The sequence below is a fragment of the Chlamydiifrater volucris genome, from assembly GCF_902806995.1.
In the GTDB taxonomy this organism is placed as follows: Bacteria; Chlamydiota; Chlamydiia; order Chlamydiales; family Chlamydiaceae; genus Chlamydiifrater; species Chlamydiifrater volucris.
The window spans coordinates 1078846-1092388 of sequence record NZ_LR777654.1 but is presented as its reverse complement, the minus strand read 5'-3'; the positions used below and the strand labels follow the sequence as shown (position 1 = coordinate 1092388).

Annotated in this window: 8 protein-coding genes; 5 read left to right on the top strand and 3 right to left on the bottom strand. The window is 38.8% G+C overall.

The features are described 5' to 3' along the window. Nucleotides 1-61: 61 nt before the first annotated feature. Entirely contained in the window at nt 62-1018 is a 957-nt protein-coding gene (gene trhO / locus KJA62_RS04680) for an oxygen-dependent tRNA uridine(34) hydroxylase TrhO (RefSeq protein WP_213318842.1), read from the bottom strand. A 147-nt stretch (nt 1019-1165) separates the two neighbouring features. On the opposite strand from trhO, the gene rpsD reads away from it, so the two are divergent. Beyond that, entirely contained in the window at nt 1166-1795 is a 630-nt protein-coding gene (gene rpsD / locus KJA62_RS04675; protein ID WP_213318841.1) for a 30S ribosomal protein S4, read from the top strand. A 46-nt stretch (nt 1796-1841) separates the two neighbouring features. Here the strand turns inward: rpsD and KJA62_RS04670 are convergent, their stop codons facing one another. Then, nucleotides 1842-2708: a deoxyribonuclease IV gene (locus KJA62_RS04670; protein WP_213318840.1), complete on the bottom strand. Its 867-nt coding sequence runs from the start codon at nt 2706-2708 to the stop codon at nt 1842-1844. A 53-nt stretch (nt 2709-2761) separates the two neighbouring features. Here KJA62_RS04670 and KJA62_RS04665 point away from each other — a divergent pair, with 53 nt between their 5' ends. The 3 genes from KJA62_RS04665 (at nt 2762) to KJA62_RS04655 (ending at nt 7993) form a co-directional block, all read left to right on the top strand. Then, entirely contained in the window at nt 2762-4405 is a 1644-nt protein-coding gene (locus tag KJA62_RS04665) for a lipid II flippase MurJ (RefSeq protein ID WP_213318839.1), read from the top strand. Nucleotides 4406-4561: 156 nt separating this feature from the next. After that, a complete protein-coding gene (locus KJA62_RS04660) occupies nt 4562-5866 on the top strand; it encodes a hypothetical protein (RefSeq protein WP_213318838.1) in 1305 nt (434 codons plus the stop codon). Between the two features lie 135 nt (nt 5867-6001). Continuing rightward, nucleotides 6002-7993, top strand: a complete 1992-nt coding sequence (locus KJA62_RS04655) for a hypothetical protein (RefSeq protein ID WP_213318837.1) — start codon at nt 6002-6004, stop codon at nt 7991-7993. A 135-nt stretch (nt 7994-8128) separates the two neighbouring features. Here KJA62_RS04655 and KJA62_RS04650 read toward each other — a convergent pair whose 3' ends face one another. Continuing rightward, complete coding sequence (locus tag KJA62_RS04650; RefSeq protein WP_213318836.1) at nt 8129-10846, bottom strand: CT620/CT621 family type III secretion system effector; 2718 nt, start codon at nt 10844-10846, stop codon at nt 8129-8131. Nucleotides 10847-10979: 133 nt separating this feature from the next. Between KJA62_RS04650 and KJA62_RS04645 the strand changes: the two genes are divergently transcribed. After that, complete coding sequence (locus KJA62_RS04645) at nt 10980-13541, top strand: CT620/CT621 family type III secretion system effector (protein ID WP_213318835.1); 2562 nt, start codon at nt 10980-10982, stop codon at nt 13539-13541. Nucleotides 13542-13543: the final 2 nt, after the last annotated feature.

Below are 13543 nucleotides of genomic sequence, written 5' to 3'. Positions count from 1 at the left end.
GAGAGACTGTAACACAAGCCTCTCCCAACAAGCAGGGAATAAAAACGCAGGCACTCGTTTCTTATTGTTCGGAGGCTACTGCTATTTTCTCCAGGTGGGCTCTTCTGAAAGGCTTATTGCCTCTGTTTTCATCAAAGGAGCGGACTCTTGGAGAATTTCGGCACTGCTCACTACAACATCCTCTGGATGTCCGCACACAATCAGGACAACTTAGAAACAGTGTATTACAATCTGCGTTTGCACAGTTATAATAGAGGTCGCTTAATTTTCCGCACGAAGAACACTGAACAATAGGATCTCTAGGTGGCGCTTTTTCATCAATTGGAATGGCTAACCTATCATCAAAAACAAAAAGTTTACCCCTCCACTTGTCATCACCAATTTGATTTCCGTATGCGATAACCCCGCCGTCTAGCTGGTAAACTTCCTTGAATCCTCTGTCTTTAAGCAAGGAAGAATACAACTCGCAGCGGATCCCTCCAGTACAATACATCATTACGGGGGTTGTCGCTGGGTCGTATTCTTTGGAGAGCTTGTCTGCGTAGTCAGGAAATTCTCTAAAGGTGGATATATCTGGAAGAACAGCGTTCTCAAAGTGCCCTATTTTGGTTTCGTAATTATTACGAACATCCAAAATTAAAAATTTAGGATCATCTAACATTTCTTTCCACTCGCCGGGAGAAACGTGCCCTCCTCCCTTGGAAACATCTACGCGACAGCCGAGGGCCACTAACTCCTTCCTGTATTTGACAGTCACCCTGGGAAAAATATTCTCCCTGATGTGGTGAATTTTAAACTTTACAGACGAAAACGCCGGGCGTTTTTTTAACCAGGCCATGTACGCTTCAGCGTCCGGCAAAAAACCACTAAACTGGCCATTAATACCCTCTTCTGAGATGTAAATGCGACAACTGACGTCCATCCCTCGGAACAGTTCCTTATGCAAGGCGACCTCCAGGTGAGGGTCTTCGACTTTAGTAAATAAATAATAAGCTAGAGCATAATAATCTTTTTTCATGGGGACGAGCTTAGCAGAAAGAGGAAAATAATTCCATTGTAGAAAATTCCCTTCGAGTAATAGAATGATGCACTAACTCGTATTTTTGATCATTCGATATGGAACGTCGTGGACCTTGAGTCCATGGCAAGAACTATAAGGTGGATAATGGCTCGATATTGTGGTCCTAAGAACAGAATAGCTCGTCGGTTCGGAGCAAACATTTTTGGTAGAAGCCGCAATCCTCTCTTGCGAAAGGCGAACCCTCCAGGACAGCACGGAGCGCAAAGAAGAAAAAAATCTGAGTACGGAGCTCAGTTGGAAGAGAAGCAGAAATTGAAGGCCTGCTACGGCATGGTCATGGAGAGACAACTGGTCAAGGCTTTCAAAGAAGCTGAGAGGAAGAACGGGAATACCGCTCAGTTGTTTTTGGAAAGGTTTGAGTGCCGATTGGATAATCTTGTTTATAGAATGGGTTTTGCCAAAACAATCTTTGCTGCACAACAACTGGTTTCTCATGGGCATGTTTTGGTTAATGGGAAGAGAGTTGATAGGAGGTCTTTTTTTGTGCGCCCAGGAATGGAGATTACTTTAGGTGAGAAATCCAAGCGTATGAAGATGGTCTGTGAGGCGCTGGAAGCTAAGGATGAGTCCTCCCTGCCTTCTTACATATCTTTGGATAAGTCTAAGTATAAAGGGGTGTTGGTTTCTTCTCCAGAAGCTGATCAAGTAGAGGGGCAACTTCCTTTGCCTATTAACGTGCCTCTAATCTGTGAGTTCCTGTCTCACAGGACGTAGGCAAGAACGCAGGCTTGTTTGTCAACTAAGGGCTCGCTTGATAGTCTCATGCGAGCTCTTTAAGTATCCGGATTTCCTTCTGCCATAAATCTGGCCCGCCGGGAGTTTCCAGGTACTTGGGGATAATTCGAGTTCTTGGATCGTTCATCAAAAATTCAAAGCATTTTAGTCCTATAAAGCCTTCTCCTAAAGGGGCGTGGCGGTCTTTGTTCTTGCCGCAAGGGAAGACAGAGTCATTCAGATGGAAGGCTCGAAGATAGGCAAGACCTATAGTTGAATCAAAATGGTTCAATACAGAGTTCCAGCCCTCTGGCGTCGAGATGTCATATCCTGCGGCAAAAACGTGGCATGTATCTAGACAAACTCCGATAGGAACAAAGTTTTTTAACCCGTTTACAAGGTAAGCAAGTTCCTCAAAAGAGCTACCCACCAATGAGCCTTGGCCTGCAGTAGTTTCTAATAGAACCATCAGAGAGGGAGATTGTTCAAACAAAGGAGCAGTTAAAAGAAAGCTTTGAATGATTGTATCAAGACACTGTCCTTTAGAGGTATCTAAAGCTGCTCCCGGATGAAAGTTAACGAAACTGATTCCCAAAGAAATGCAGTCTTGAATTTCCTGGTACAAACATTCGCGGCTTTTTGTTAAAGTTTCTCGGTTCGGAGAGCCTGGGTTGATTAAGTAACTAGCGTGGCTCATGAGGTAGGTTAGGTTTGTTTGCTCTTTGATTCGAAAAAACTCTGCGATGGCCTCTTCCTTTAATGGTTTTCTTCGCCATTGCCGCTGGTTTGCTGTGAATAATTGAACAGTAGATGCCCCTATTTCTTGACCCTCTATAAGAGCGTTATGTAACCCGCCTGCCGTTGACGTATGGGCTCCCAAAAGAGGTTTGTCTGGATGTGCGATTATTTTCATGATTAAAAAACGATACAGTTCACTCTGGAGTATATAAGGAGAGAAAAATATTAATGAACAAGAAAGATGGACAAAAATCTGTTGCGGGATCTGTTTTTAATGTTCTTTCTGGAACTTTATTCAGTAGGATTACGGGTATGGCCAGAGAGATAGTCATGGCGACTTATTTTGGGGCAGATCCTCTGGTAGCTACTTTCTGGATATCTTTTCGCATGATTTTTATGCTCAGAAAAATTTTAGGCGGGAACGTGCTGGGGACAGCTTTCATCCCTTATTTTGAATATTTAAGATCTCAAGATCCCAATAGAGCAGCGTTCTTCTTTAAAAGATTTTTCAAATTTTTTGCTTGTTTTTCTGTTTCATTTACTCTTTTGATAGAAGCTGGGTTGCTGTACCGATACAAGGCTCTTAACTATTCTTCGGATGTTCTCTTATTAACAATGATCATGTTGCCTGCAGGAATATTTCTTCTGTTTTACACGGTAAATGCAACATTACTCCACTGTGAAAAAAAATTTCTTGGAGTAGGATTAGCTCCTTCCTTGGTAAATCTCCTATGGATTGCTTCTGTAGTAGCCAACCGTAATGTGCCACCAAAGGTTGGAATTGTCCGTATAGCTGTGATCATTACTTGCGGTTTTGTTTTGGAATGGTTTGTTACAGTTCCCGGAGTTAAAAAATTCCTGTCTCAATGGAACACAAAACCGAAAAAGGTTGATAGTATTAAAAAAGTTTTAGCTCCACTGTCATTAGGACTACTAAATAGTGCTGTTTTTCAAATCAACACAATGAGCGATATGTTTATTGCGAAATATATCAATCCTGTAGGCCCGTTATATCTCTGGTACGCAGCGCGTATACAACAGTTGCCAATACATCTTTTTGGACTCGGGGTATTCACCGTGTTATTGCCCGCCATTTCTCGTTGTGTGCAGAAAAAAGATAATAGAAATGGTCCAGATTTACTTATTTTTGCTCTCAATCTCACGATATCTGTGATGATTGTTATGACCATAGGACTATTCCTATTAGCTATGCCTGGAGTCAGAATGTTGTATGAACATGGGCAATTCTCTAGAGAAGCTGTTTTAGCGATAGTCAAAGTCCTTTGGGGATATGGAGGAAGTATTATTCCTATGGCACTAAGTGCCCTGGTTTCTGTGCTGTTTTATGCAGATAGGAAATACACTGTGCCCCTACTCATAGGTGTGGCGACGGCTATATCTAATATTTGCTTGAGCTTCTTACTGGGGCATCTCTTTCATGATGTCTATGGGGTATCATTAGCTACCTCTGTAGTGTCATGGGGACAGTTGTTTCTTTTATGGGCATATTCAGGGAAGAGGCAGGAAGCTTACAAGGGAATCCTCTTTATGACGTTGTCAAGAGCGGTTAAAGTAGTTTTTACAACATTAGTGGCAGCATGGACAACAGTGGGGATAAATGTTCTTACTCATACCACAAATGTAATATGGGCACACTCACTAACTTCTAAAGAGGCTTTTTCCGTTTCCGCAATATACTCTCAGTGCTTTGCTTTTTGTTCAGAAAGCGGCATTTTCTTGGCTTTTTTGTTCATATTTGCCAAACTCTTCGGGACTGAGGATCTTCTCAATTTGACTTCTTTCGATTACTGGAAAGGTCGTGGAGGGGTTTTGCGGCAAAGTGAACAGCTGATGGAAGAGAAAGAGAACTAGGGTTTCTTATCCTACTTTTACGAGAGTCAGTTGTGTTTTTTCTTTGCTAACGAAACTCTCCTTTGTCTGTTTCGAATGATCGGAGATATCATTGCGAAAAGCTGTCCTGTATTGCTTACGGCGTCTTGATAGATAAATACCTATTTGTGGAGAGTTATGAGAAAAAACTTTTTGTGCTTCTTTCTTGGAAGCAGTCTTCTGGGAAATTCATTTTCAGCTTTAGCTTCTGACCAGTTCGCAACCACGACGAAGAGAACCAAAGATAACTTGGCCGTTTCTTGGAGCGATATCCAAGAATATGTGACCAAGAGGGGTTATGTAGAAACTAGAGGTCGAGGTGGTGTTTTAAGATTAGCTGGAGATGTTCGAGCTCGCTGGATATATGCCAAGGAAGACATAAAGGACTCAAAAGACAAAGGCACGTTTGCGGATACAAAGAAGCTTTTGCCCATTAACCGCTATCGTAGCGAATTTAATATGTACATGAGTTACTTAGCAGAAAATAACTGGATGACGTCCAAAATGCGTTGGGCCGCTGTTGCTGGAGGAGAAAATACGGCTGCAGGGGTCGATATAGACAGAGCTTTTATTGGTTACCGTTTGTTTAGGAATCCAGTTACTAAGTCAGATTTTTTCATTGAGATAGGGAGATCTGGGTTGGGGGATATGTTCGAGTCAGAAGTACAATTTTCAAGCCAATTCGACGGAATACATCTGTATTGTTCGAAAAGAATTGCGAAAGCTTTACCGTGGCAAGTTATTGTTCATGGGGGGCCCTTTGTTGTGAACATGGCTACCAAGCATTATGCGTGGGTTGCGGAAGGAATTTTAAGTAATCTTCCTGCAAACTTTTTAATGAAATACAGCATTATCGACTGGAACTCCTTTAAGCCTGAGACCCTAAGTGAAGATCAACAGGTTAAAAAACCTGTGAAGGGTGCGGCTTTGCCACAGAAATATGAGTATCTTGTTGGTCAGTTTCTCTTGGGGAATCGATCTTCTATGCCTTGGGGAAAAGGGAAGAGAAAATCCATTTATCTGTATGGCGCTGTTTTAACAAACTATTTGGCTAAAGCCACGACAACAACTTTGAATAAGAAGGAAAATCTAGCGTGGTTTGTTGGAGGAACTCTGGGATCCTTACGTAAAGCTGGGGACTGGTCTGTTACAGTGCGTTACGAAGTTGTTGAAGCTTTGGCAGTTCCGGAGATTGATGTTTCTGGAATAGGTCGGGGTAATAGTCTTAAATATTGGTTTGCTCAAGCTGTAGCAGGAAATTACGATCCTAAGGATGCTAACGGGTTTACAAATTACAAGGGTGTATCGGGTCTATTTGCTGTTGGCATTACAAATTCTTTGTCTTTTAGAGCTTACGGCGCTTATTCCAGGCCGGAAAATGATAAGTTGGGCAGTGATTTCACTTATAGAAAGTTTGATGTGGGATTAATTTCTGCTTTCTAATTTACTTTCTTTGTAGAGGCTCTTTTAATAGAGCCTCTTCTTTTTTTATAATTGTTCGGTTTTTATTAATAGGGTTATTTTTCTCTTTTTATAATAAAATAGAGAAAAAGAATTACTATTTTTTGGTGTTTTCCTATGGTCAATCCTATTAGTCCTTCCGATGAACCAGAACCAATTTTAGGTCCAGATTTATCAGAACTTTCTGAAGCTCAGAATCAGAATCTTGCAGGGATAGGAAAATCTTCTTCCTTCAGGAACACTGAAGAGGTTACTTCCGGAGCTTTTGATACACTTAATCGTATATCTGGAGCTCGAGCAGCATTGAATGCCTTATTAGACAAACTATCTGCAGCTTCTGGAGAAAGTCGAAAGGTGGCTCCTAGTCTATTAGCTGAAGCTTCGGGAACAGAAGGACCGTCAGGAGTTGAAGAAACTCCTACGCAGGAAGAATTGGTACAGCAATTTAATACGTGTTACCAATCTGCGATTGACTCTTTTAATAGTTTTAAAGCTTCCACAACGGTAAATGATTCTCAAGCACAATTAAACACGCTGTTGACAAAATTCTCTGAAGCTAAAAGGATTGCAGGGCAAATAACGGAGAACAGCGATATTCAAAGGCAGCTATCGGAAATACAAAATTTTTCCGTAACAGCTCAATCCATGATGAATTATATTACTAAAATGGACGAAATAGCCTCTAAAACTGAAGCTCTTGTTGATCAAGTTAGAAATGCTACTACTATAGACATCGCTAACAATGCTGTAGTCGATGCTTCATTAAACTCCGCTGCCGCGTCCCAAATCATAACAGATTCAGCAAAATTGGGACTAGGGGATAACGTTCCGCCTGTTTTAGGAGAAGAAAAGAAAAGAGTGGATACAGCAGCAAGCCAAGTAGCGGCATTATCTGAGCATATCCAGGCCGCAGCTGATGCAGTGAAAGAAGCTGAAACAATTTTAAGAGAAACTCAAGCGAATGCTTCTCCAAGTAAAATCAGTTCTAGCATAGACAAAGTGACCAAATTAAAAGAAAAAGTGTCTGCTCTTGGAGATTCTTCTCCTGCAGTTCAAGATGCTTTAAAAAGGATAGACAACGTTCTGGCGAGTTTGGAAGAACTTCAGAGCCACTTTGATGATATTGTGTCAGGAATTGTCACTGGTGGGTCTAGCAGTAGTGTCGGTAGTTCTCAGAACAAGAGCAGGAGCATAGGTCAGACTAGGGTAGGGTTTTTATTAGATGCCGCTGAAAGTCAAACGGCATCTATTATTATGGATGGATTTAGAAAAATGATAGATTTATTCCATCAGGACAACCCAGATGTTCGACCGACGCTTCGAGGTGTTATTGACAAGTTAAGTGAAGCAGAAAAGGCTGCTACAAAGGATCCTGCCTTCTCATCTTTGGATAAAAGTGGGGCCATTGATGCTATGAAAGTAGCTATGGCAAAATCTGCAACAGCAGAGGCACAAGCCGCTGCTATGGGAGCTATAGCGCAAGCTGCTGCTGCTATGGGTGGTGCTTCGCCTATTCAGGCAGCGCAAATAGGGAGTAGCTTAGCCGCAATTTCCTCTGTTTCCTCTTCTAAAACAGCTTCAGCACTTTCTACTAGTTATGAGGCTTTCCTTCAACTAAACCAAGATTACTCTTCTATATCTCAAGAGGCTCAGCAATTAATAGATTCCTCTGCATCCCGATCTCTTGAAAGACCTCTTATGGATGATAGGTCTCGTAGGGACGCAGAACAGTCTCTAGGTCGTTTGAGTGACACAAACAGTCGTATGACAAGAGATATGCTATCCTACACAAAAAATGCAGGGGTTTTATTTGGTGCTTTGAGTACGTATGAAAGTTTAGCGCAGATGGTTAAAGAAAACCCGAATGCTAATTTGGAAGAGATTAGGAAAAAATTGACAACAGAGGTTTCTAAAGCTCCTAAATATGATTATCCTTATATGCAATTGCCTAAAGAGGGAGCTCAGAAATTTATCCAAGGTTTAACTAAAGATTTTGTTGAAGGAACAAAACAAGATCTGGAGAAAACAATCAATGAGTTTAGATCTCAGCCAATGTTTGTTCAACAGTTCCTAATTAACGTTGCTTCGTTCATGGTTTCCAATAGGTAAGAAGAAAAATATCACTTTTATGTCTAAAATAGAAAAACCTCTGTTATTGACAGAGGTTTTTGTTATTTAGAAGTTTTCAATTCTTGTGAAAAACAAGAATTTGGGCTGCCGTTGTAAAGCGGTTTGACAATTCTCTTATTCGTAAATTTGTCCTGAAAGAGTTGTGATAATAGAATTCCACACCTGTAAAGCCGAAGAAACAACAGTCCATTCTTGTTGGATTCCAGTCATTTGGTTTTGAAGATTTAATTGTTGTGTTTGACTTTGTGTTGTGTAGTCTTGTTGGTCAGCTTGTATTTGCGTAAATATAGGGCCGAGACCACCGGTTACGTCTACGTCATTGTAACCATTGGTTACGAATCCTTCCAGTGATGATAGGGTTGGCATCCAATCCTTGGACGCTGTAATTTTAAATAGATCATCTCTTTGTTTCTTGGGGTCATCTTTTTGGGGTTGGGGTTCTATGTTTAAACTGGTCAGTAGTGTATCCAAAAAGATAAGTTGAGTGATCGTAGTGGATAACATGAAAAGATATTGAGATGTCGCAGAAATCATTTCTTCTCTTTGAGCTTCAGTTACTCCAGGGAAGTTTTTGATTTTTTCCAGTATTTCCTTTGCTAATTTTAAAGCTTGTTTACATTTTGCTACGTCTCTTGAAATATTCTCTCTTTCTGTAGCTCTGGCAATTACGGTTTCATAGTAATTCCCAGCGAAGAGGTTTTCGCCTTCCTTGCTTTGTATTAAGAAGGACGAAAAATTGTAATACACAGCTGAGGTAGAGAAGTCACTGGTTAATTGCAGCAATGAATTCAAAGCATTGGAAGCTGTATTATTGAAGTTAATTTCTTTGACTAAAGGATCTAAAAGTAACTTCTGTCTTGGTAATTGTGAATTTGTAACCATAGACCAAAAGGCCGCACCTAAGTTAGTGCCATATGATTCGACAGTAGTTTCTATGGCTTCATAGCGTTCACTTATGAAAGGAGCTTTATCTGGGGTAAGACTTTCTGATTTTTTTTGTAATTCAGACACTGATGTTTGTTGCTGATTTAGATATGCATCAGCCTTTGAGTTAAAATCTTTTAGCCTTTTTTTGAGTTCTTCATTAGAGTTATGCTCTGAGTAAATGCTGGTGAAATAGTCTGAAAGTAAGCTAAATTTCGGTTGCAAAAACCCCTCCGTAGTGGTTAAGTACATAGACTGGAGGTAATTAGCGGAATTTGCCACTTCACTTAGTTTTTCCGAGACAAATGCCACATTATAATACGGTAGTTTCTTTATTACATTTACCTTTTCCTTTATTTTCTCTTGTAAACCCCATGTATCTGAAGTCAAAACTGCATCATTTAGCAAGTAGTCACTCATTTCTTGGTATATGGTCATAACGGAGAGCATGGATGCTATTGTTTTTGCTGGCCAATTGTTTGATGGTGAACTGGATCCTAGGTAAAAGCCTAAGACTCCGTCGCGTCCTTGGGAAGATTCTGAGTTCCATCCCCCATCTGTTAGGAAGGGATCTAGAATTTTTCTTTCTTTTTCGTCCAGGTAGGAATAAATTTGGGATAAATTTTTGAAAGCTGAGTAGGCTTGCATTCCGTAAGCGACAGTTCTAGAAGTTTGAGAACTAGTATTAACCAGTTCTAACAGACCATTGATGAAACTGTTAAAACAACTTTTTGCTGTTTGGAACGTCGATACCCTACTTTCCAATAATTTAATTTGGTCCTCTATGTTGCTTTTAGCAACATTTATGTTGAGCACCATAGCCTGGTAGGTTCGGGAGATAGAATTCCTGTATTCGGTGATTGAAGCAGGTGATAAGTATTGCTTTAGAAGTTCATCTGTTGGCTGGGTAGAAAGGTCATATATTTCTTTGTATTTATTTTCTAAGAAAGATTGAGACTGTAGATTCCATATTTTTTTTTGGAAGTCTTGAATTTTGGGATCTGTAGCTAAGGAAGGAGTGTATAGAATGGCATCATTCAGGGAGGAAGCTATAGAATCTAGTAAAATTCGTGCATTGACTTCTTCTAGATTTTCATAAGTTATGGTTTTAGGGGGAGTATATTTTCCTACAGCCAGCATGATTTCTTTCGAAATTTCTGCTAAGGGTTCGCTAATGCTTTTTCTGTAGGGAATTAAGAACGGAGATACGTGAGAATTTATATATTGTTCAAGGAAAATGTTCTTATATAAATCTATCTGCTTTGTAATTTCTTCTTCTGAAATACCAGCTTCGGTTAGTTGTTTTCGTAACTCTTCAAGTAAAGGTTGTAGGACATCTGATTTTTGGGATTCAAAAAAAGTTTTCATAGCATTTTCTGTTGGAACAGAAGAAAGGGACAGAATTTTTTGAACGTCTTCTTGAGACAAGGATTCTTGAGAACTCAAAGACTCTATTTTAATTAAAGCAGAAGCTACTTCAACCATTTTAAATAGACTGACAGCTTTTGTTTCTTCTAAGAATTTAGGAAAATTAGTTTTTAATAATTTCAATAAATCTGGAGCGTATTTAGCTTGTATTTCCAAGATCTTTTCTTGCGTTATACTAGGGGTATTTGTTTCTGGAGTAGCTGTCTTTGAGATTGCATAAAAGTTTAAAACAGGTGTTGAACAAGAGTTTTCTGTTAGTATGAGCTTGTTTTTCTTGTAAAAGTTCTTAACAGTTTCTGCATCAAGATGTTCTATGATGTTAGCGATTCTTTTTAGTCCAAATAATCCAGAACTTATTTCTTGCATATTTATGGCAGAACGGGATTTAGGATTAAATCCTGAATATTTGTGATCTAATTGAATATTAAAAATATAAGATCCAGAAACCGTTGGAGAACGTTTTATATGAGAAAAATTCATAATAAAAATGGCAAAGTTTTTGTTTTTATTTTCTTTTTAATTTTTATTATTTTGAATAAAAATTTTTTGTTTTTATTTTATTTTTTGTGATAAAATCATAATTGATTTGATTCGATTATGATTAAAGCGATATATGATAAATAGCGACCTAATCTCTTCTAATTACAAAGACTTTAGTTTTGAAAGAATTACAAGGAAGAATGTTTCTAAAGAATCTTATAGAATTAATAATCTGACTTCCATGGAAATTATTTCTGGGAAAAAGATTGCACTTACTAAAATTTTGCATTTAGCAAGTGATTTTTCTAATCAAATTAATAAACAAGATAATTTTGATCGTTGTTTTTCACATTCACTTATTTCAGAACAATATTCTCCTGAAACAATAAGATTGCCGGAAAAGTTTCAAAAAGCATTTAAATTAAATTATTCTTTAAGAAGTCAAAATTCTTGTTTGCCTGCTATTAGGAGTAATCGGGCAGAAAATTCTCAAAGGTTATTTTTCAAAGACTTAGTAGAAACACTTCCTCAAAACGAAGCGAGAGAAGCTCTAGAAGCAAACAAATCTGTCTTAGAGGAATGCACTACAAAAACCACTTCTGAAGAACTTTTAAAGAAATTGCAAGAAATAACTTCTCTAGTTGATGAACTTCAGAACAAAGAGGAACCCTACTCTCAACAGGACATCTTGAATATTTGGAACCTTTCTTTACAAACAGCCAACACCATTTGTCGAATAGGATTACCTGCAGTTGAAACCCTTTCGTTTATAGAAAAGTTAAAAACTTACAACCAAGAAAATTCTTTAAAAAAGATTTTCTCTCGAGAGCGATTGGAAAAAATGATATTCATTCTAACGGAAGTTAGAGATACGCTTTCTGAGGAAGATTTTCAACTTTTTGACGAACTCTTTGAACAACTGAGTGAACTGCAATTAGCGCAGGATTACTCAGAGGAGCAAATAGACACTATTTTGAATAGTTCTTATGAGTTGGCACATTTGGTAAACTCCTCAAGGTTATCACAAAATGATAAAATAAAATATAACCAACACCTAGGAAATCTTTTTGAGTATCAAATAGAGCTTTTAAAGATTTTTCAAAAACTGGGAGATTATGAACTAGCTCTTGAAAATCAGATATTAAGTGCGTTTCGAGAAGCTATTCATCGGGTAGAGATTCTAGTTAGTATTTTTGCTCCTATCAATTTAAGTAGCAACTTGGACACCTTTGCAGCTTTGGAGGCCTCTTCGGCTCTGCAAGTTTTACTGTCGATTAATTCTTTGTTTAAAGATTTAAAAAATGAGCAAAAAAAAATTGTTAATGATGGGTTGGATAGTTTAAGCAATTTGTCTCCTTATTTGGGAGGTGTTTGGGCGTATTTTTTAGCTTCGATAGCTACAGATGCCAATCCTGAAGGAACGGAAGAAGAAATAGGAGAGGCTATTTGTAGAGAGTTATCCAAAACAACTAATTTTGGGGTAAACTTGGTAGGAAAGGCTATAGAAACTATCAAATCTATAGTGCTTGCTAGAGGAGATTTAAGATTTGGAAGTGGTGATGAAGCGAAACATTTCATAGTCTACAAGCTTAAGTCGGAAGATGTTAAACAAAGTTCTGCATTGGAAATGTTTTTTTTAAAAAAAACGACTAATGATCCTGTAGAGATAAATTTTCAATTCATGAATAGGGGACAAGGAGCTTTCTTAGGTAGTTTTGCTGAAGCTGCTAAAGATCAGAGAAGTCAAATAACAGAAGCATACAAAAGGTTCGTAGGATTAGCTGGAACTTCTCAGGAAGAGAGTGCGAAAGCTCTCGAAGAGACAGAACAAGAACATCGGACATTGAAAAATTTAGAATCTTCTAGTTACCAAGAAAATTCTCAAATTAGAATTAGCGAACTTAAATCCTTGGCATTACCCTCCTCTATAGCCTCCGTTTTAATAGATCATTACATGCCCAAGGAGGTTGATTTTTTGGAAGGGTTGTATAAGAAGCTTTATTATAGCAATTTAGGATCTTCTGTTGGCAATGACATCTTGAACGCTATACCTGGATATATCAATTCAGGAACTTTTTTCAACTTTGCTAGCTTCGTCGGCCAACAGCCTGTCGTTGGAATTAAGGATCCTAATACTTTCCCAGGGACTAAAGAAAGTGCAGAAAATAGGCTGAAGTCGGAAAAAGAAGCTGCTCAGAAATTGTTGAAACAGACGCGGGATGGGTTAGAGGCCATAAGTACGCAAACTAAATTGGTTAATGAGGATTCTAAAATCTCTCAAGAGGAAAGAGCTTATTTAACCGGATTGTTAGCTGGTTATGAAACCAGCCTAGGGACTATCGCGTCTAACTTGATTACTATCTCAAATTTTTTGGATCAAATTAGTCTTTCTTCTCCGGAGGGGAAACCTGGAACTTTTCAAGTAACGGGACCTACTGACTGGAGAAATAACTTAAAATCTCTAGAAGAAGCTGTTGTGTCGGGACTTCCTAGTGAAGGAACTCGAGGAGGCATGTTTAACGTTCAAGCTTTAATCCAATCAGATCAGCAATCCTTTGCCGATATGGGCCAAACATACCAGTTAAATTTACAGATGCACCTGACAAGTATGCAGCAGGAATGGACCGTTGTTGCAACTTCACTGCAGGTACTTAATCAAATTTATTTGGGACTGGCTCGAAGCTTGTTAAGATAGAA

Excerpts from the sequence above, each read along its gene's own strand:
- trhO (WP_213318842.1), bottom strand. The coding sequence starts at position 1,018 with ATGAAAAAAGATTATTATGCTCTAGCTTATTATTTATTTACTAAAGTC.
- rpsD (WP_213318841.1), top strand. The coding sequence starts at position 1,166 with ATGGCTCGATATTGTGGTCCTAAGAACAGAATAGCTCGTCGGTTCGGA.
- KJA62_RS04670 (WP_213318840.1), bottom strand. The coding sequence starts at position 2,708 with ATGAAAATAATCGCACATCCAGACAAACCTCTTTTGGGAGCCCATACG.
- KJA62_RS04665 (WP_213318839.1), top strand. The coding sequence starts at position 2,762 with ATGAACAAGAAAGATGGACAAAAATCTGTTGCGGGATCTGTTTTTAAT.
- KJA62_RS04660 (WP_213318838.1), top strand. The coding sequence starts at position 4,562 with ATGAGAAAAAACTTTTTGTGCTTCTTTCTTGGAAGCAGTCTTCTGGGA.
- KJA62_RS04655 (WP_213318837.1), top strand. The coding sequence starts at position 6,002 with ATGGTCAATCCTATTAGTCCTTCCGATGAACCAGAACCAATTTTAGGT.
- KJA62_RS04650 (WP_213318836.1), bottom strand. The coding sequence starts at position 10,846 with ATGAATTTTTCTCATATAAAACGTTCTCCAACGGTTTCTGGATCTTAT.
- KJA62_RS04645 (WP_213318835.1), top strand. The coding sequence starts at position 10,980 with ATGATAAATAGCGACCTAATCTCTTCTAATTACAAAGACTTTAGTTTT.